Origin of the sequence: Beutenbergia cavernae DSM 12333 (assembly GCF_000023105.1) — a bacterium.
GTDB classification, from domain to species: Bacteria; Actinomycetota; Actinomycetes; order Actinomycetales; family Beutenbergiaceae; genus Beutenbergia; species Beutenbergia cavernae.
On record NC_012669.1, the window covers coordinates 3,246,114 to 3,264,877 of the forward strand.

Below are 18,764 nucleotides of genomic sequence, written 5' to 3' on the forward strand. Positions count from 1 at the left end.
CGGTCAGGCGGTCAGCCCGAGCCTCCCCATCCGCCGGGCGTGCTCGCCGGAGAGCCGGTTGAGCATCGCCCCGGGGCCGCCCGCGAGCGCCTGGCCGGCGAGCTTCACGAGGTCCGGGTGCTGCGCCAGGACCTGGGAGGCGACGCCCAGACCCTCGCCCACGATGCGCCGCCCCCACAGCGCGAGGCGTGCGCCGATCTGCGGTTCGGCGGCGATGACCGGCCCCAGCGCCCCGACCACGTAGTCGCCGTGCCCGCTGTCGGCGAGCACCTCGTCGACGACGGCCCGCGTGGCCGGGTCGAGGTGGCCGGCGACCTCGCGCTGGAAGTCGAGCACGAGGCTGTACCCGATGTACGTCTTGATCAGGCGCTCCCACCAGTCCCGGGGGACCGTCCGCGCGTCGAAGTCGCTCAGCACGTCCCGGTAGCGCTCCATGAGCGCCGGCAGGTCGCCCCCGAGCGAGGACACGTAGGACTCGAGCGCGTCGATGTGCGCGAGCTCCCCGGCCGCCATGCGCGAGATCGTGAGGCGGTCCACCAGGTCCGGTGCGTGCGGGGCGTCCTCCGCGAGGCGCGCGAACGACGCCAGCTCCCCGGAGGCGAGCAGTCCGAGCACGTCGAGGACGGCGGCGCGGTACTCGGCGTCGTCCAGCGACGGCACGGCACTGGAGGACTCGTCGGCGATCGCCGCGGCATCGGTCATGCGTCCCAGGGTAGTTCGGGGCCACGTGACGCGTCGCACACGGCGCGAACGGCGCGTGCCGGTAGGATTGCGCGTGACAAGGGTTGCCCGGTCGCCTCGTCAGGACCTCATCGCCAGCGCCAGACGCCGGCACGCACTTCGCGATCGGCTACCACGAACGGCGCCAGGCCGCCGTAGTCGACGCAGGCCCGCACCGCCTCCCCGCGAGAGCGTGACCGGGTGTCGATGCTGCTGGCCGCGCCACGAACGATGAGGCGGACCATCCGCATGACCGACACCACCACGGCACCCGTGCCCTCCCCCACCGACGACGCCGGCGACGTCGACGCCGCGTCCCTGGACGCCGTCGTCGAGGAGACGATCGAGGCGGCGGAGGTCGACGCCGCCCCGCACGCCACCGACGAGCGCACGTTCGCCGACTTCGGCGTGTCCGACGCGATCGTGACGGCGCTGCGCGACGTCGGGATCGTCCACCCGTTCCCGATCCAGTCGCTGACCCTCCCGGTCGCGCTCCAGGCGCACGACATCATCGGCCAGGCCAAGACCGGCACGGGCAAGACGCTCGGCTTCGGCATCCCGCTGCTCGAGCGCGTGGTGGGGCCGGGCGAGGACGGCTGGGACGCCGTCGAGGCGCCCGGCGCTCCGCAGGCGCTCGTCGTCGTCCCCACGCGCGAGCTCGCTGTCCAGGTGGCCGGCGACCTCGAGACGGCGGCGCGGCACCGCAAGGCGCGCGTCGTCCAGCTGTACGGCGGCCGTGCCTACGAGCCGCAGGTCGCGGCGCTCGGACGCGGCACGGAGGTCGTGGTCGGCACGCCCGGCCGCATGATCGACCTGATGCGGCAGCGCGTGCTGGACCTCAGCCACGTCCGCACCGTCGTGCTCGACGAGGCCGACGAGATGCTCGACCTCGGGTTCCTGCCCGACGTCGAGACCCTCCTCGCCGCGACGCCGCCCCAGCGGCACACGATGCTCTTCTCCGCGACGATGCCCGGCGCCGTCGTCGCCCTCGCACGGCGCTTCATGTCGCACCCCACGCACATCCGCGCGCACGACCCGAACGACGACGGCGCGACCCTCAAGGCGATCCGCAAGGTCGTGTACCGGGCGCACGCCCTCGACAAGGTCGAGATGCTCGCCCGCCTGCTGCAGGCCGACGGGCGCGGGCTCACGATCGTGTTCACGCGCACGAAGCGGACGGCGGCGAAGGTCGCCGACGAGCTCGTCGACCGTGGGTTCGCCGCTGCCGCGATCCACGGCGACCTCGGCCAGGGTGCCCGTGAGCAGGCGCTGCGCGCCTTCCGCCACGGCAAGGTCGACGTCCTCGTCGCGACGGACGTCGCGGCCCGCGGTATCGACATCGACGACGTCACGCACGTCGTCAACTACCAGTGCCCCGAGGACGAGAAGACGTTCCTGCACCGGATCGGCCGTACGGGCCGCGCCGGCAACACGGGCACGGCCGTGACGTTCGTGGACTGGGACGACATCCCGCGCTGGGCGCTCATCGACCGCGCGCTCGAGCTCGGCACGCCGAACCCGCCGGAGACGTACTCGACGTCGCCGCACTTCTACTCCGACCTCGGCATCCCCGAGGGCACGAAGGGCCGGCTCCCGCGCGGCGCCCGCACCCGCGCCGGCCTCGAGGCCGAGGAGCTCGAGGACATCGGCGAGACCGGGAAGCACCACGGGACGCCGACGGCGCGCGGTGGCCGGGACGGCGAGCGGCGCGGCCGGGACGGCGAGCGGCGCGGCCGCGACGGCGACCGGCACGACCGGCCCGCCGGGGGCGACGGTCCGCGCGGCGAGGGTGGTCGACGACGGCGCCCGCGTCGCACCGCGTCCGAGGCGCCCGCCGACGGTCAGGCGCGTCGCTCCGACGAACGTCCCGCCGGCGAGCAGCCGCGGCCCGACGGCGAGCAGCCGCGGCGTCGTCGCCGTCGTCGTCGCGGTGGTGCCGGCGACGGCACGGCCCCGGCAGCACCGGCCGACGGCGGGTCCCCGACGCCCTGAACCGGCGTCAGGCGAAGCGGCTCGGGTCCCCCGCGCCGACGCGCATGATCTCCGGCGCACCGCTCGAGTAGTCGACGACGGTCGTGGGCACCACGCCGCAGTCGCCGGCGTCCACGACCGCGTCGACGACCGTGTCCAGCTGCTCCTTGATCTGCCAACCCTCCGTCATGGGCTCCTCGGCGTCGGGGAGCAGCAGCGTGCTCGACAGCAGCGGCTGGTCGAGCTCGCGCAGGATGGCCCGCACCACGGGGTGGTCGGGGATGCGCACCCCGACCGTGCGCTTCTTCTCCTGCGCGACCCGGCGGGGCACCTCGGGCGTGGCCGGCAGGACGAACGTGTACGGCCCCGGGGTGGCGGCGCGGATGGCGCGGAACGCGGCGTTGTCCAGGTGCACGAGGCGGCCCAGCTGCGCGAAGTCCGCGCACACGAGCGTGAACTCATGCCGGGAGTCCAGCTGCCGGATCCTGCGGATCCGCTCGGTGGCGTCGTGGTTGTCGACGCGCGCCCCGAGGGCGTAGCAGGAGTCGGTCGGGTACGCGATCAGCGCGTCGGCGCGGAGCATCGCGACGATCTGTGCGACAGCGCGCGGCTGAGGATCCTTCGGGTGCACGTCGAAGTACCGGGCCATGAGGGTCAGACTAGGGGGCGCCGCCCGGTCCCGAGCTCGTACCTTCCCGGCGAGATCGGACGCCGGGGCGTACGAGCTCGCCGCGCGGGTACGAGCTCGGCGTGACGCGGCCGGTCGCGCGACGCCGGGAGGTGCGGACCGCGCGGGCGCGTGCCGGCGGCGCGTCAGCCCTCGAGCACGAATGCCCGGACGGCGTCGGCGATGAGCTGCACGGCGATCGCGGCCAGCAGCAGACCGGCGATCCGGGTGACGAGCGTGGTGCCACCCTCACCGAGCACGCGGTGGATGACGCCGGCGAACCGCATCGCGATCCACAGGCTGACGTGGACGAGCACGATGGCCGCGATGATCGCCACCCAGGACGCCACGTCGCCGTCACCCTGCTGCACGGCGAGCATCGACGCGACGATCGCCCCAGGTCCAGCGAGCAGCGGCGTCCCGAGCGGCACGAGCGCGACGTTGACGCCGCGCCCGGACGGCTGCGGCTCCTCCGCCTTCCCGGTGAGCAGCTCGAGCGCCACGAGGAGCAGGAGCAACCCGCCCGACGCCTGCAGCGCCGGGACCGAGATGTGCAGGAACCGCAGGATCGCCTGCCCGAACAGCGTGAACGCCATGATGACGCCGAACGCCACGTAGACCGCCTGCAGCGCCGCGCGCGCCCGCTGCTTCGCCGTCATCGTCGACGTCAGCGCGAGGAACACGGGCACGGTCCCGGGCGGGTCCATGATGACGAACAACGTGAGGAACGTCGTCGAGAACAGCGTGACGTCGATGATCGAGCTCACGGCCGCACCAGCGCGAGGCGCCCCTGCTCCTCGATCGCGGCGAGCACCGCGCGCGACGTCGTGTGTTCGCCGAGGCGGTTCGGCTTGCCGGCACCGTGGTAGTCGCTCGACCCCGTGACGAGCAGCCCGAGCTCGGCGGCCAGAGCGCGCAGGGTCTCGCGGGCGGCGTCGGTGTGGTCGCGGTGGTCGACCTCGAGCCCGGCGAGCCCGGCGTGCGCCATGTCCCGCACGACCGACGCGTCGACGATGCGGCCTCGAGCGTCGGCCCGCGGGTGCGCGAAGACGGGGACCCCTCCCGCGCGGCGGACGACGGCGACCATCGCGACGGCGTCGGGCGCCGAGTAGCGCACGTAGTACGGGCTCGCGGAGGACAGCACGTCGGCGAACGCCTCCTCGCGGTCGGCCACGTACCCGGCGGCGACCAGGGCGTCGGCCAGGTGCGGCCGCCCGACGGTGGCGTCCGGCCCCACGTGTGCGGCGACGTCGTCCCACGTGAGCGGGTAGCGCTGCGCGACGAGCTCGACCATGCGGCGCGCGCGGGCGTCGCGGGAGGCCCGCGCCGCCTCGAGGGCGGCGAGCAGCTCGGGTTCGTCCGGGTCGTGCAGGTAGCTGAGCAGGTGCACGCTGATGCCCGCGGCCGAGCACGAGATCTCCGTGCCGCGCACGAGGACGACGCCGGTCTCCGGGACGGCGTCGGCGGCCTCGCCCCAGCCGCGGGCCGTGTCGTGGTCGGTCAGGGCGACGACGTCGAGGCCCGCGTCGGCAGCGGCGCGCATGAGGTCCGCGGGGGCGTCGGTGCCGTCCGAGGCGCGCGAGTGCGTGTGCAGGTCGATGAGCACAGGTCACAGGGTAGGGCCCGTCGCCGAGCGAGCCTCCGACAGCGAGGAACGAGCGCAGGAGGATCGCGACCGAGGGGAACGAGCGAGCCTCCGACAGCGAGGAACGAGCGCAGGGGGATCGCGCCAGAGACGGACGCGCGACCGGCGAACGCCCGCGCTCGCCGGATGAGACGATGGGCGCGTGACCGAGCAGAGCGATGCAGCCAGCCCCGACGGCCCGGAGGGCCAGCCCCTCACCGACCGGGGGTCGAACCGGTCGCAGCGCCCGGCATCCGCGGCGTTCCGGGCGTTCATGTCGTCCGCGTGGGCGCAGCGCCGGGTCGTGCCGCCCGAGCAGGATCCGGCGGCGCCGTTCGCGGCCGACCGGCGCGGCCGGCTGTCGGACCGGTTCCCCGGCGACCGCCTCGTGCTGCCGGCCGGGCCGCTCAAGGTCCGCTCGAACGACACGGACTACCGCTTCCGCGCCCACTCGGCGTTCGCCCACCTCACGGGCCTGGGCGGCGAGCACGAGCCGGACGCCGTCCTCGTGCTCGAGCCCAGTGCCGACGGCGGGCACGAGGCCGTGCTGTACTTCCGCCCGCTCGCCGGCCGCGACACCGAGGAGTTCTACGGTGACGCCCGGTACGGAGAGTTCTGGGTCGGGGCGCGGTGGACCCTCGAGGAGGCGGAGGCGCTGACCGGGCTGCGGTGCGCGCACATCGACGCGCTTCCCGACGCCCTCGCGAAGGACGCCGGCACCGTGCAGCTGAGGGTGGTCCGCGAGGCCGACGACGCCGTCACGCGACTGGTCGACGACCTGCGGGCGAGCGACGCGACCGCGTCCGGATCCGCCGAGAGCTCGGAGTCGGCCACCCAGGAGGACGACGCCCTCGCCGAGGCCGCGTCGGAGCTGCGCCTCGTGAAGGACGCCTACGAGATCGAGCAGATGCGGCTCGCCGTCGCCGCCACGGCCGACGGGTTCGCGGAGGTCGTCCGCTCCCTGGGGCGGGCGGAGGCGCACCGCCGCGGCGAGCGCGTGATCGAGGGGGCGTTCGCCGCCCGGGCACGCGAGGAGGGCAACGCCGTCGGCTACGACACGATCGCGGCTGCCGGTGACCACGCGACCACGCTGCACTGGATCCGCAACGACGGCGCCGTCCGCTCGGGCGAGCTCCTGCTGCTGGACGCCGGCGTGGAGGTCGACTCCCTCTACACCGCCGACGTCACGCGCACCCTGCCGGTGTCGGGCGAGTTCAGCGAGGTACAGCGACGCGTCTACGCGGCCGTCCTCGACGCCGCGGACGCCGCGTTCGCGGTCGTGAAGCCCGGCGCGATCTTCCGTGACGTGCACGCCGCGGCGATGGAGGTGCTCGCGGCGCGGCTCGAGGAGTGGGGGCTCCTCCCGGTGAGCGCCGCGGAGTCCCTCGACCCCGACGGCCAGCAGCACCGCCGCTGGATGCCGCACGGCACGAGCCACCACCTCGGCATCGACGTGCACGACTGCGCGCAGGCCCGCCGCGAGATGTACCTCGACGCCGAGCTGCGCCCCGGCATGGTGTTCACCATCGAACCGGGTCTGTACTTCAAGGCCGACGACCTCGCCGTACCGGCGTCCTACCGCGGCATCGGCGTGCGGATCGAGGACGACGTCCTGGTGACCGACTCCGGGTACGAGAACCTCAGCGCCGCCCTGCCGCGCACGCCGGACGACGTCGAGGCCTGGATGGCCTCCCTGCGTCCGTGACCCTGCGAGCGTCATGACCAGCGGCGGGCGGGGGGCGACGACGACGGCCGACGACGCGGCGGGCGAGCCGGACGCGACGGACGCCGTCGTCGCCCAGGCACCCGCGCACACCGGCCGGGCGACGTGGGTCGCACCGAGCGCCGTCGGCCTCGGCGTCACCGCGGTGTACTGGCTGTACGCCGCCCGTCAGTGGGCGAACTACGACGTGCCGTCCTGGGACCTGGGGATCTTCACCCAGACGGTGCAGGCGTACGCGGAGCTGCGCGTCCCGATCGTCCCCATCAAGGGCGACGGCTTCATGATCCTCGGGGACCACTTCCACCCCCTGCTCGTGGTGCTCGCCCCGTTCTACGCCGTGTTTCCCTCCGGGCTCACGCTGCTGCTCGCGCAGGCCGTCCTGTTCGGGCTCACCGCCGGCATCATCACGCGCCTGGCCGTGCGGCGGCTCGGCACGTGGCCCGGCGTCGGGATCGGCATCGCCGCCGGGCTGTGCTGGGCGCTCGCCTCAGCGGCCTACTCCCAGTTCCACGAGATCGCTCTCGCCCTCCCCCTGCTCGCCCTGTCGCTCGCAGCCCTCACGGAGGGGAGGCTGCGCCTGGCCGTCGCGTGGGCCGTCCCGATCGTCCTCGTCAAGGAGGACCTCGGGCTCACGCTGGCCGCGATCGGGTTCGTCGTCGCCCTGCGTGCCTCGACGCGCTCGGAGCGCCGGCTCGGGTGGGCCACTCTCGCGGGTGGCCTCGCAGCGTTCTTCGTGACGACGCTGCTCGTGCTCCCGGCGCTCAACCCGAGCGGCGTGTGGCCGTACGCGCAGGACTCGATCGCCGCGGCGTTCCTCGCCGACCCCGGCGCCGCCCTCGCGAGCCTCGGGACCGGGGCGCCCGAGAAGCTCCTCATGGTGCTGGCGCCGTTCGCGGTGACGGGCTTCGTCGCGCTCCGCTCCCCGATCGCCCTCGTCGCCGTCCCCACGCTCGCCTGGCGGCTGACGTCCGACGTGCCGTACCACTGGGGCGTGCGCTGGCACTACAGCGCGATCCTCGTGCCCATCGTCTTCTGCGCGCTCGTCGACGCGCTGCCCGCGATCCGGGAACAGGTGCGTCCGGCGTGGCGCGAGCACGTCGTGCCGGTGGTGAGCGGGGTGGTGGCGGTCGTCGCCCTCGCCCTGCTCCCGTTCTTCCCGCTGTGGACGCTCACGGATGCGGCGACGTACGCGCCCAGCGAGCGCGCCGCCGCGGCGCGGCGCATCGAGGCGCAGATCCCCGACGGCGCCCTCGTCGAGACCGATATCACCCTCATGGCGTACCTCGCGCCACGCACCACCGTGTACTGGGTGGGCAACGAGAACCCGACGCCGGACCTCCTCCCGATCGACACCCGGTCCGGCGTCCTGCACCCGCCACCGACCGACATCGTCGTGTACGCGCAGGGGCAGCACCCCGGGATCGCGTGGATCGAGATCGCCGACGACGGCGGCTTCCTCCTCGCGCGGCGCGCGGAGTAGGTCAGCTCTCCGGCGGGTTCGCCCCGTACCTCGGCGGGTTGGCGCCGTACCGGGGCTGCTGACCGGGCTGGTCCGGCTGCTGCTGCTCGGGCGCCGGCGCCGGGGGCGCGGCCGGTGCCTGCGTGGGCGGTGCCGGCGTGCTCGGCGGGGCGCCGGGTACCGGGTTCTCGCCGTAGCTCGGCGGCGTGGGGGCCTCCGGCGGCCGCGAGACGACCGTCGGGCCGCCGCGCTGCGAGCGGACCGGCGCCTCGGCGAGCAGAGCGCGTGCCTCGCCGGCACGCTCCGGCAGGCACAGCAGCGAGTACCGGTTCGCGACCACCTGCGAGCTGGACGTGAAGTCGCGCTTCCCGCCGGTGAACGAGTACGACACCACGCCGAACAGCATCCCGAAGGCAGCACCGATGGCCATGGCGGGGAGCAGGACCAGCAGGAGGTTCTGCCCCATGACGAGGCCGAGCAGGAGCCCCACGAAGATCCCGAACCAGGCGCCCGACAGCGCACCCGCGCCAGCCACGCGCGGGTACGTGAGACGGCCGGTGATGCGCTCGACCATCCGCAGGTCCGACCCGACGATCGTCACGTTCTGGACGGCGAACTCGCGGTCGGACAGGAAGTCGACCGCTTGCTGGGCCTCGAGATAGGTGGCGTAGGACGCGACCTCCTCACCCGTCGGGAGGGTCGGTACCTGTGGCGCTCTGCGTGTGCCGTACGACGTCATGCGATCGATTCTCCCCTGTTCGCCTGGAAGTTGCAGCCACGTTCGCTGAGAGCCGCCTGGGAACACGCCGCCGCGGGCCGCGGGCGGGGCCTGCGCCTAGGCTGACCCGCGTGAGCAGCCCCACCCGCGTGTTCGTCGCCCGGCTGGCGGGCGCCACGGTCTTCGACCCGCTCGGCGACGCCGTCGGGCGGGTGCACGACGTCGTCGTCCTCATCCGCGCGAAGGGTGCGCCGCGCGCCGTCGGGCTGGTCGTGGAGGTGCCGGGACGACGGCGTGTGTTCCTCCCGCTCAGCCGCGTCACCAGCATGGAGGTGGGCGCGGTCATCACGACCGGGCTCGTGAACATCCGCCGGTTCGAGCAGCGCACCGCCGAGACGCTCGTCGTCGCCCAGCTGTTCGACCGCCGGGTCACGCTAGCCGAGAGCGAGGGCGGCGGCGAGGCCACCATCGAGGACGCCGCGATCGAGCAGCAGCGCAACCGCGACTGGCTCGTCACGAAGCTGTTCGTCCGGAGACGCCGCCCCGGTTCCGGCCTGCGGTTGCGTCGAGGTGAAGGGCTGGTCGTCGACTCCGGGGCCGTGAGCGGTCTGACGGGCCGGCAGCAGCAGGGCGCTGCCGCCCTGCTCGCCACGCTCGAGGACCTCAAGCCCGCCGACCTGGCCGACGTGCTGCACGACCTGCCGGACACACGGCGCCTCGAGGTCGCCTCCGAGCTCGACGACGACCGGCTCGCGGACGTCCTCGAGGAGCTCGGCGAGGAGGACCGTGTCGAGATCGTGGTGGGCCTCCACCCGGACCGCGCCGCGCGGGTGCTCGACGTCATGCAGCCGGACGACGCCGCCGACCTCGTCGGCGAGCTGCCGGCCACCACGGCGGCCGAGCTGCTCGAGCGGATGGAGCCGGAGGAGGCCGACGACGTCCGCCGCCTCCTCGCGTACGACGAGCACACCGCCGGCGGCCTCATGACGACGGAGCCGCTGATCCTCGGGCCCGAGGCCACGATCGCGGCCGCTCTCGCCCATGCGCGCCGGCGTGACGTCACCCCGGCCCTGGCCGCGATGGTGTTCGTGGTCCGGCCGCCGCTCGACACGCCGACGGGCCGGTTCCTCGGCGTCGTCCACCTGCAGCACATGCTGCGGGAACCGCCGCACGACGCGATCGGCACGATCATCGACTCGGACATCGAGTCGCTCGCCGTCTCGGACCCCATCGGCAAGGTCACGCGGCTCCTCGCGACGTACAACCTGACGGCGCTCCCGGTGGTGGACGGCGACGGGCGCCTCGTGGGCGCGGTCAGCGTGGACGACGTGCTCGACCACCTGCTGCCCGACGACTGGCGGGATGCCGACGACGACGTGACCGACACCGCGATGAGCCCTCGAGGGAGCGTGACGCATGGCTGACCGCCTCGACACCCCGCTGGAGAAGGGCCGATCGTTCCTGCGCCGACCGCGCAGCGACGAGGACGCCGTCGGGCGCGCGTCCGAGGGCATCGCCCGGTTCCTCGGCACCCCCCGGTTCCTCGTCTACATGACGATCTTCTGCATCATGTGGCTGGCGTGGAACTCGTGGGGGCCGCAGGAGTACCGGTTCGACTCCGCCGCCAACGGCTTCACCGCCCTCACGCTCATGCTGTCGCTGCAGGCGTCGTACTCCGCGCCGCTCATCCTGCTCGCGCAGAACCGTCAGACGGACCGCGACCGGGTCAGCGCCGAGCAGGACCGCCAGCGGACGGAGCGCAACCTCGCGGACACGGAGTTCCTCGCGCGCGAGATGGCCTCGCTCCGCATGGCTCTCGCGGACGTCGCGACGCGCGACTTCGTGCGGTCCGAGATGCGCAACCTCCTCGAGGAGCTGCTCGACGAGCGCTCCGACGGAGCCCGGGAGCCTGCGGCCGCTCGCGCGGAGCCCGGCTGAGGCCTACTGCGTCGCCTCGGCGACGACGCCGCGGAGCCTCGGGACGAGGGCGGCGTCGCCCGTGACGTGCAGCGGGCCGGCGTCTCCGCGGCCCCACAGCCACAGGTCGAGGTCCCACGCCCGACCGCTGATCTCGACGTCGACAGCGCCGGCGTCGTCGGTGGGCTCCAGCCGGGCGGCGTCCCAGTCGAACTGTGTGCCGCTCTCCGGCCCGGTGCCGGTGAACCGGCCGAACGCGAGCGTCCAGACCGACGGCGCGGTGCCGCCCCCGGCGGTGGCGTGGGTGACGGCGTCGGTCGCCGACACCCGGGCGCGACGACCGTCCAAGGTCACGGTGCCCCAACCCGGGGCGTTGTCGACGCTCACGGTGAAGAGCTCGTCGACGCCGTCGGCAGCCAGTGCCGGCTCGGGCTCGGAGACCGCGAGCCCGGCCGTCTGCTCGGCGTCGACCCGGTGGACCAGCGCCTCGTGGGCCTGGCGACGCAGCACCCACGCGATCGTGCCGCCGGTCTCGCTCCACGACCAGGCCGGCTCCTCCGGGTCCCGCCGCGCCAGCTCGGCGCGCAGCCGCCCGCTGGCGGCGTCGAACGCCGCGAGGAGCTCCGCCTCCTCCGGCCGGGCGAGCTCCTCGGCATCCGCGCCCGTGGCCCCACCGGCGACCTGCGCCCAGAAGTGCTGCACCTCCGCGAGGTGGTACGTCAGATCGGCGGCGGTCCAGTCCGGGCACGCCGGCACGCGTGCCCCGCCGCTCCCGCTGCTGACCGCCGCGCGGAAGCGGTCCGACTCGCGGGCGATCACGTCCAGGAGGTCCATGTGACGCAGCGTAGATGTGGCCTCCGACACCCGGCAGCGTGAGCCCGCCCGGGCCGACCTACGATGGACGCATGCCCACGACGATCGAGCCGGTCAGCGAACAGGACGTCCGCGCGGCTCTCGATCGCGTCATCGACCCGGAGATCCGGCGTCCGATCACCGATCTGGACATGGTCCGCGACGTTCAGCTCGACGAGCGCGACGGCGCGACGCACGTCACCGTCGGCGTCGCCCTCACCACCGCCGGCTGCCCGCTGCGGGACACGATCACTCGTGACGTCAGGGAACGCGTCGGCGAGCTCGACGGCGTCGGTGGCCCCGACGCGGTGAGCGTCGTGATGACCGTGATGACCGACGACGAGCGCAAGGCGCTCCGGGTCAAGCTCCGCGGCACCGATGCCGAACCCGTGATCCCGTTCGCGCAGCCCGGGTCGCTGACCCGCGTGTACGCCGTCGCCTCCGGCAAGGGCGGCGTCGGGAAGTCCTCGGTGACGGCCAACCTGGCCGCCGCCATGGTGGCGGACGGGCTCAAGGTGGGCGTGCTCGACGCCGACATCTACGGCTTCTCGATCCCGCGCATGCTGGGCGTGACGCTGCCGCCGACCAAGGTCGACGACATGATCCTGCCGCCGGTCGCCCACGGCGTGAAGGTCATCTCGATCGGGATGTTCGCACCGCCCGGGCGGCCGGTGGTCTGGCGCGGCCCGATGCTGCACCGCGCGCTGCAGCAGTTCCTCGCCGACGTGTTCTGGGGCGACCTCGACGTTCTCCTCCTCGACCTGCCACCCGGGACCGGCGACATCGCGATCTCCGTCGCCCAGCTCCTGCCGAACGCGGAGCTGCTGCTCGTGACGACGCCGCAGCTCGCCGCCGCCGAGGTGGCCGAGCGCGCCGGCGCGATGGCGAAGCAGACGAACCAGAGGCTCGCCGGCGTCGTCGAGAACATGTCGTGGCTCACGCAGCCGGACGGGTCGCGGCTCGAGCTCTTCGGCGCGGGCGGCGGTGAGCGGGTCGCGTCGCGGCTGTCCGAGGTGCTCGGTGTCACCGTCCCGCTGCTCGGTCAGGTGCCGCTCGACGTCACCCTGCGCACCGGGGGCGACGACGGCGTCCCGTTCGTCCTCGCGGACGACTCGGGAACTCGCAGCGAGGCCGCCGAGGTGCTGCGTGGCGTCGCCCGCCGCCTGGGCGTGCGCGAGCGCGGGCTGGCCGGCATGCGGCTGGGCCTCACGCCCGTCGGCTGAGGGCGGCCGCCTTCGCCGAGCCGACCCTCGGCCTCGAACCTAGGGTGAGCACCGACGGTTCGACCGGGGAGGCAGCATGGGTGTGTTCATCGGAGCCGTCGTGCTCCACACGCCGGACCCGGGCGGCGCGAGCGAGTTCTGGCGAGGCGCCCTCGGCTACGACGCTGCGACGTCGAACGCCGACTTCCTGCACCCGCCCGAGTGGCACCCACCGTCGGGCTCGCGCGCGGAGCACGGCGCGCCGCACGTGCACCTGGACGGCGGGGACGCCACGCACCTGGACCTGTGGGTCGACGCAGACTCCGACCTCGAGACCGAGGTCGCGCGGCTGATCGCCCTCGGGGCGCGCCGCGTCGAGTGGACCTACGCCGAGGGCGCCGACCACGTCGTGCTCGAGGCACCGGACGGCACGCTGCTCTGCGTGATCCCCTGACGCGACGACGGCGTCAGGTCGCCTCGTCGTCGTACGGCGGTGTGCGGTGAGGCCGTGTCCGGGTGGCGGTCGCCGTCCCGTTCGACGCCCCGGCCGCCTTCGGCTTGGGTTTCGGCTTCGGGGTCGGGCTGAGGGAGAAGACCTCGTCGCCCAGCGCGTCGCGGATGATGCGCCGCGGGTCGTACTTGCGGGGGTCGAGGTCGGACAGGTCGAAGTCCTTGTACTCCTCGCCCAGCTCCTCCCGGACGCGCTCGGTCGCGCCCGTCGCCATGCGCTTGACCTCGCGCACGAGACGGCCCAGCTGCTCCGCGTACGTGGGTAGGCGCTCGGGCCCGATCACGATCGCCGCGACGACGAGGAGGAGCAGGATCTCACCCGTCGTGATGGAACCGAACACGCGTTGATCCTAGATGCTGAATCTGGTCCTGGTTGCTACTTCCCCCAAGATCCCGCTCGCAGCCCCCGCCGAGCACCACGGGATCGCGGCGCGAACGGCTAGTTGCTGCGCTCCTCGCCGAGCGTCACCTCGACGTCGCGGTCCTCCCCGTTCTCCCGCAGCGTGAGGACGACGACGTCGCCGGGTGCGCGGGCGCGGATCGCCACCACCAGCTCGTCCGGCACCGTGACCGGCTGCCCGTCGATCGCCACGATGACGTCCCCGGCCTCGATGCCTGCCTCGTCCGCCGGGCCTCCGGGGACGACCGGCTCGGTGTCGCCGTCGGCCTCCTCCAACACCTGGACACCCTCGCCGGTGTAGCGCTGGTCGAGCAGGACGCCGATCACGGGATACGTCGCGAAGCCGTTCTCGATCAGCTCGTCGGCCGTTCGACGCGCCTGGTTGCTCGGGATCGCGAAGCCGAGGCCGATGCTGCCGGTCTGCCCGGCCCCAGGAGTCTGCGCGATCGCGGAATTGATCCCGACCACCTCACCCGCGGCATTGAGCAGCGGACCGCCCGAGTTCCCGGGGTTGATCGCGGCGTCCGTCTGGATCGCGTTGATGTACGAGGCCTGGGTCGCATCCCCCGCCGTGACCGGACGATTCAGCGCGCTGACGATGCCTGAGGTCACGGTGCCCACCAGGCCGAGCGGTGCGCCGACGGCGACCACCGGGTCGCCGACCACGATCTGGTCCGAGTCCCCGAGCACGAGCGGCTCGAGGCCGTCACGGTCGATGTGGAGCACGGCGAGGTCGTAGTCGGTGGTGCTCCCGACGATCTCCGCCGTCTCCTGCGACCCGTCGCTGAAGACGACCGTCAGGTCGGCGTCGCCGGATTCCGCGAGTGCCACGACGTGCGCGTTCGTCAGGATGTAGCCGTCCTCGCGAAGCACGATGCCGCTCCCGCTCGAGCCCGTGTTTCCTGCGCGCACCTCGATCGACACGGTGCTCGGCAACGTGGCCGCGGCGATCCCGGCAACGCTCTCCGGTGGCCGGGCGGTGCTCCCCGGATCGCTCGTGGGCAGTGATGACCCGCCGTCGGGCGAGGGATCGTCGAGAAGGTTCGCCCCGACGATGCCGCCGAGGAGCCCCAGCACCAGCGCGAGGGCGGCGATGAGCCAGACCATCGCCACCGGGACCCCACGTCGATCGCGAGCAGGGGGCTGCTGCGGGCCGACGGCGCCCGGCTGCGGAGGTCCGAGCCGGTCCTGGTGCACCGGGCCACCCGGGCCGGACGGGCCGGACGGGCCACCCGGGCCGGACGGGCCGGACGGGCCGGACGGGCCGGACGGGCCGGACGGGCCGGGCGGCGGCGGCGCCTGGGCGGCGGCCCAGCCGGCACTCGCCGGCTCCGTAATGACGGCTGGGTGCGCCGCCGGTGCAGCCGACGCCGGCGCGTCGAAACGTGGCATCGGTGTCGTCGCGGTCGCCCGGGCGGCCGGTCCGACGGGCGGCTCGACCGGCGCGGCGGGTGGCTCGACCGGCGCGGCAGGCGGCTCGACCGGCGCGGCAGGCGTCTCCGGGCGTTCGTCCTCGACCGACGGTCCGGCCGGCTCGGGGGCCGCGGGCGCCTCGGAAGCCTCCCCCTCGGAAGCCTCGCCCTCGGACGTCTCGCCCTCGGAAGGCGGCGGCTCGGCCGGCTCGGCGGCGCGCCACTCCTCGGTCGGGTCGCCCGGCTGCCACGGTTCGGAGGCAGCACGGTCGGGGCGCGGGGCGGCGTCGTCGGGACTCGTCATCCGCCCAGGATTCCGCACACCGTCACTCTGTGCCCAGCAGGACCTGCCAGCCGCGCGCGATCCGAGCCGCCACGCTCGTGTCGAACTCGCCCGGGGGGAGGTCGGCGATGAGCTCGTGCGCCACGGAGTCCGGTCCGTCGGTCGCGACGGCGACGATCGTGTCGCCGCACTGGGTCATCCACCACCCGTCCACCTGGTACGCGTCCCGCCCCTCGATCACGACGCTCGGCGAGCCGGCGAGGGACGCGGGGTCGAGGCGGCCGCGCTGCTCGAGCACGAGCACCGCGTGATCCGGGCCGGCGAGCTGGAGCTGTAGCACCGCGGGGGCTCCGGTCTGCGCGTCGGCGTCGAGCACGCCGACGTCGGTGACGGCGAGGCCGTCCGGCAACGAGGACGGCGACACCCACCCGTTCTCGGCGACCCAGTCGAGGAGGTGCTCGCTCACGCGCAGGTTTCCGGCGGACGGCGTCGCCAGCTCGACCGGCATGTCGACGACGGCCGGCGCCACGGGATCGGCCGGGCTCTCCTGGGCGATGCCGACGGCGAACAGCCCGCCGGCCACCACGCCGGCGCCCGCCAGCGTGCCGACCGCCAGCCTGGTGCGCAGCCGGGCACCAGGCGGGGTGCGCGGCTCCAGGTCGGTCAGGGGGACGCCGAGGGTCGGCCCGCCGAACACGCCGGCACCGGGGCCGCCGGACGACCCGGGGACCTGGAGCGCGAGCAGGCGCGCCTGCAGGTCGGCCGGCGGCGGGACGTCGGGCATCGTGGACGTCATCCGCCGGGACGCCCGCTCGGCGGCGAGCAGCGCCGCGCACGCCGAGCAGCGTGCGGCGTGAGCGAGGGCACGTTCGCTCGCCTCGGGCGAGAGCTGGTGGTCGACGAGAGCGCTGACGCGCGCCCCCAGGTGCGGAGCGAGATAGATCACGTCACGACCTCGCCGGTCAGACGGGCGGCCGACGGCGTGGGGGCACGGTGCGCGAGCGCCTCGCGCAACTGTGCGCGCGCTCGGTGGATCCGGGACCGGACGGTACCCATCTTGATCCCGAGCGTCGCCCCGATCTCCTCGTAGGACAGTCCCTCGATGTCGCACAGCACCACGGCTGCCCGGTACTCCGGGCTGAGCTGCGCGAGCGCCGCCTGCACGTCGAGGTCGAGGTTGCCGTGCTCGTACCCGCGCTCCGGGGAGGACGCGTCGGACGCGGGGAGCCGCTCGGCGCGCTCCCCCAGCGCGTCCATCCTGATGCGCTTCTTCCGGCGGACCTGGTCGAGGAACAGGTTCGTCGTGATGCGGTGGAGCCAGCCCTCGAACGTGCCCGGCGTGTACGAGGAGAGGGAGCGGAACACGCGGATGAAGACCTCCTGGGTGAGGTCCTCCGCGTCGGCCTGGTTCCCGGTGAGCCGGTACGCGAGCCGATACACGCGCGCCGAGTGCTGGCGCACGATCTCCTCCCACGACGGCGGCTGCCAGGCCTCGCCGTCGTCGACACCTGCGGGGGTGGTGGAGGGCACCTGGCGGCTCCAAGGACTCGGGGACGGCTGTGGCGGGACGTCGATTCTACGCTCCGGGCGGTTCAACGCCCGGTGTCGCCCGCGAGTTCCCTACGATGAGGGGCACCGACGCGAGGAGACACCATGTCAGGCGACAAGGCGCAGAGCTGGACCTACGCGGAGAGCTACGCCGAGGAGTCCGAGGCGATCGCCGGTGCGCGCGCCCGCGCGGAGGAGTACGGCGTCCGTCCCGTGTCGCCCGGAACCGGCGCCGTGCTGCGGATGCTGGCCGCCGCGCTGGGTGCGCGGGTCGTCGCCGAGGTGGGGACCGGGACCGGCGTCAGCGGGCTCTGGCTGCTCGAGGGCATGACGCCCGACGGCGTGCTGACCACCGTCGACGTCGAGGTCGAGCACCAGCGCGCGGCCCGCGAGGCGTTCGCCGCCGCCGCGATCGCGCCCACACGGACCCGCGCGATCGGCGGTCGAGCGCTCGACGTCCTCCCCCGGCTCGCGGACGGCGCCTACGACCTCGTGCTCGTCGACGGCGACCCGGCGGAGGCCGCCGACTGTGCGGAGCAGGCCGTCCGCCTGCTCCGGCCCCGCGGCGCCCTCGTCGTCACCGACGCGCTCTGGTACGACCGCGTCGCGGACCCCGCGCGGCGCGACGAGGACACCGTCGCGATGCGCGAGCTCGGGAAGTCGCTGCGCGCGGACGAACGCCTGCAGTCGGCGCTGCTGCCCGCCGGCGACGGACTGCTCGTGGCGACGAGGCGATGACGGCGGCCGACGCCACCGACCTGGAGGCACTGGCGGCGCGGCTCGGCCCCGACGTCGACCTCGACCGCACGTCCATCTACGCGTACGCGCCGGTCCACCGCGCGCTGCTCGCCGGCGACGACGGCGAGCTGCACGTCGTCGTCAAGAAGGGGCTCGCGGACGGCGCCGGCCAACGAGCGATCGCCGCCTGGCAACGGGCGCTCGCCGCCCGCGGCGCTCCCGCCGTCGTCCCGGTCGAGGCGTTCGACGTGCCCCTCGCCGTCGGTGACGAGCACTGGGTCGTCTACCCGTTCGTCGAGGGCCGGGACTGGGACGCCACGCCCGCCGACATCGCCGCCGCCGGGCGCCTGCTCGGGCTGCAGCACGCGGTGTCGCTGAGCGTCACCGACGACGACGACGTCGCGCACCTCCCGTCGTTCTCGTGGCCGGAGCACGACGCCGAGTCCGTCGCGGAGGACGTCGCCGGGATCGCCGCGACCTGCGCGGACCAGGGCATCGGGCCCGACGTCGCCGCACGGTGGCGCGCCGAGCTCACGGCGTTCCACGCCACGACGCTGCCCGCGATCGCCGGCGCCGGCCTGCCGTCTTTCCCCGTCACGCTGGACTACCGCGCCACGAACCTCCGCTACGGCGCGGACGGGCCGGTGTTCGTGGACTTCGAGAACGGCGAGGTCGCGCCGCGTCTGCTCGACCTCGCGCTCGCCGTCCTGCTCTTCGGCCATGAGGCGCCGGCGAACCCGGGGCGCCTGTTCGACGACGCCGAGTGGGCGTCGTTCGCCGCGGCGTATCTCGCCGCCGCTCCCCCGCTGACGACGGCGGAGCGCGCCCTGTGGGAGACGGCGCAGACCTACATGCGGCTCGAGTGGGGCACGTGGGTCCTCACCGAGGGCACGGACGCCGACGAGTGGGCCGACGAGCGGCGGCGCGGCCTCCTGCTCGACCTGCTCACGCTGGAGCCGGGGCGGTTCCCGCTGCCCTGAGCAGCAGGAGGTGCGTGCTCGAACGCACGACGCGCCCCCG

At 74.1% G+C, this 18,764-nt stretch carries 19 protein-coding genes; 9 read left to right on the plus strand and 10 right to left on the minus strand.

Translation table 11 applies throughout. The features are described from left to right. Positions 1–3: 3 nt before the first annotated feature. The gene (locus BCAV_RS14645) at positions 4–702 is read right to left on the minus strand and encodes a ferritin-like fold-containing protein (RefSeq protein WP_015883390.1); all 699 of its coding nucleotides are present in this window, start codon (positions 700–702) and stop codon (positions 4–6) included. Between the two features lie 267 nt (positions 703–969). On the opposite strand from BCAV_RS14645, the gene BCAV_RS14650 reads away from it, so the two are divergent. Further along, complete coding sequence (locus BCAV_RS14650) at positions 970–2,712, plus strand: DEAD/DEAH box helicase (protein ID WP_015883391.1); 1,743 nt, start codon at positions 970–972, stop codon at positions 2,710–2,712. Positions 2,713–2,719: 7 nt separating this feature from the next. Here BCAV_RS14650 and BCAV_RS14655 read toward each other — a convergent pair whose 3' ends face one another. The 3 genes from BCAV_RS14655 to BCAV_RS14665 all read right to left on the minus strand — a co-directional run bounded on the left by BCAV_RS14655 (position 2,720) and on the right by BCAV_RS14665 (position 4,964). After that, positions 2,720–3,340, minus strand: a complete 621-nt coding sequence (locus BCAV_RS14655) for an L-threonylcarbamoyladenylate synthase (protein WP_015883392.1) — start codon at positions 3,338–3,340, stop codon at positions 2,720–2,722. A gap of 164 nt (positions 3,341–3,504) precedes the next feature. Then, positions 3,505–4,125: a MarC family protein gene (locus tag BCAV_RS14660; RefSeq protein WP_015883393.1), complete on the minus strand. Its 621-nt coding sequence runs from the start codon at positions 4,123–4,125 to the stop codon at positions 3,505–3,507. After that, a complete protein-coding gene (locus BCAV_RS14665) occupies positions 4,122–4,964 on the minus strand; it encodes a PHP domain-containing protein (RefSeq protein WP_015883394.1) in 843 nt (280 codons plus the stop codon). The genes BCAV_RS14660 and BCAV_RS14665 overlap by 4 nt, the downstream gene beginning before the upstream one ends. Before the next feature lie 181 nt (positions 4,965–5,145). On the opposite strand from BCAV_RS14665, the gene BCAV_RS14670 reads away from it, so the two are divergent. Together BCAV_RS14670 and BCAV_RS14675 are read left to right on the plus strand one after the other, a co-directional pair. Beyond that, the gene (locus BCAV_RS14670; protein WP_015883395.1) at positions 5,146–6,687 is read left to right on the plus strand and encodes an aminopeptidase P family protein; all 1,542 of its coding nucleotides are present in this window, start codon (positions 5,146–5,148) and stop codon (positions 6,685–6,687) included. A gap of 13 nt (positions 6,688–6,700) precedes the next feature. Then, positions 6,701–8,185 carry a DUF2079 domain-containing protein gene (locus BCAV_RS14675; protein WP_015883396.1) on the plus strand — a complete coding sequence of 495 codons (1,485 nt, stop codon included), beginning with the start codon at positions 6,701–6,703 and terminating at the stop codon, positions 8,183–8,185. A 1-nt stretch (position 8,186) separates the two neighbouring features. Here BCAV_RS14675 and BCAV_RS14680 read toward each other — a convergent pair whose 3' ends face one another. Then, the gene (locus BCAV_RS14680) at positions 8,187–8,903 is read right to left on the minus strand and encodes a general stress protein (RefSeq protein WP_015883397.1); all 717 of its coding nucleotides are present in this window, start codon (positions 8,901–8,903) and stop codon (positions 8,187–8,189) included. Between the two features lie 110 nt (positions 8,904–9,013). Here BCAV_RS14680 and BCAV_RS14685 point away from each other — a divergent pair, with 110 nt between their 5' ends. Together BCAV_RS14685 and BCAV_RS14690 are read left to right on the plus strand one after the other, a co-directional pair. Beyond that, complete coding sequence (locus BCAV_RS14685; RefSeq protein WP_015883398.1) at positions 9,014–10,306, plus strand: magnesium transporter MgtE N-terminal domain-containing protein; 1,293 nt, start codon at positions 9,014–9,016, stop codon at positions 10,304–10,306. After that, entirely contained in the window at positions 10,299–10,820 is a 522-nt protein-coding gene (locus BCAV_RS14690; RefSeq protein WP_015883399.1) for a DUF1003 domain-containing protein, read from the plus strand. Before BCAV_RS14685 ends, BCAV_RS14690 begins: the two co-directional genes overlap by 8 nt. A gap of 3 nt (positions 10,821–10,823) precedes the next feature. Here BCAV_RS14690 and BCAV_RS14695 read toward each other — a convergent pair whose 3' ends face one another. Continuing rightward, positions 10,824–11,633 (minus strand): maleylpyruvate isomerase N-terminal domain-containing protein, encoded by an 810-nt coding sequence (locus BCAV_RS14695; protein ID WP_015883400.1) that lies wholly within the window; start codon positions 11,631–11,633, stop codon positions 10,824–10,826. A gap of 71 nt (positions 11,634–11,704) precedes the next feature. Between BCAV_RS14695 and BCAV_RS14700 the strand changes: the two genes are divergently transcribed. Both BCAV_RS14700 and BCAV_RS14705 read left to right on the plus strand, forming a co-directional pair. After that, entirely contained in the window at positions 11,705–12,874 is a 1,170-nt protein-coding gene (locus tag BCAV_RS14700; RefSeq protein WP_015883401.1) for an Mrp/NBP35 family ATP-binding protein, read from the plus strand. Positions 12,875–12,950: 76 nt separating this feature from the next. Further along, positions 12,951–13,307, plus strand: coding sequence for a VOC family protein (locus tag BCAV_RS14705; RefSeq protein WP_015883402.1), 357 nt, complete (start codon positions 12,951–12,953; stop codon positions 13,305–13,307). Positions 13,308–13,320: 13 nt separating this feature from the next. Here BCAV_RS14705 and BCAV_RS14710 read toward each other — a convergent pair whose 3' ends face one another. The 4 genes from BCAV_RS14710 to sigE form a co-directional block, all read right to left on the minus strand. Further along, positions 13,321–13,704 (minus strand): sec-independent translocase, encoded by a 384-nt coding sequence (locus BCAV_RS14710; protein ID WP_015883403.1) that lies wholly within the window; start codon positions 13,702–13,704, stop codon positions 13,321–13,323. 98 nt (positions 13,705–13,802) lie between these two features. Beyond that, complete coding sequence (locus tag BCAV_RS14715) at positions 13,803–15,479, minus strand: S1C family serine protease (RefSeq protein WP_015883404.1); 1,677 nt, start codon at positions 15,477–15,479, stop codon at positions 13,803–13,805. 22 nt (positions 15,480–15,501) lie between these two features. Then, positions 15,502–16,404, minus strand: a complete 903-nt coding sequence (locus BCAV_RS21715; protein ID WP_015883405.1) for a hypothetical protein — start codon at positions 16,402–16,404, stop codon at positions 15,502–15,504. Continuing rightward, on the minus strand, positions 16,401–16,988 hold the full coding sequence (gene sigE / locus BCAV_RS14725; RefSeq protein ID WP_015883406.1) for an RNA polymerase sigma factor SigE: 588 nt from the start codon (positions 16,986–16,988) through the stop codon (positions 16,401–16,403). Before sigE ends, BCAV_RS21715 begins: the two co-directional genes overlap by 4 nt. A gap of 123 nt (positions 16,989–17,111) precedes the next feature. Here sigE and BCAV_RS14730 point away from each other — a divergent pair, with 123 nt between their 5' ends. Next, positions 17,112–17,744, plus strand: coding sequence for an O-methyltransferase (locus BCAV_RS14730; protein WP_015883407.1), 633 nt, complete (start codon positions 17,112–17,114; stop codon positions 17,742–17,744). Further along, on the plus strand, positions 17,741–18,724 hold the full coding sequence (locus BCAV_RS14735; protein WP_015883408.1) for a phosphotransferase: 984 nt from the start codon (positions 17,741–17,743) through the stop codon (positions 18,722–18,724). Before BCAV_RS14730 ends, BCAV_RS14735 begins: the two co-directional genes overlap by 4 nt. Positions 18,725–18,764: the final 40 nt, after the last annotated feature.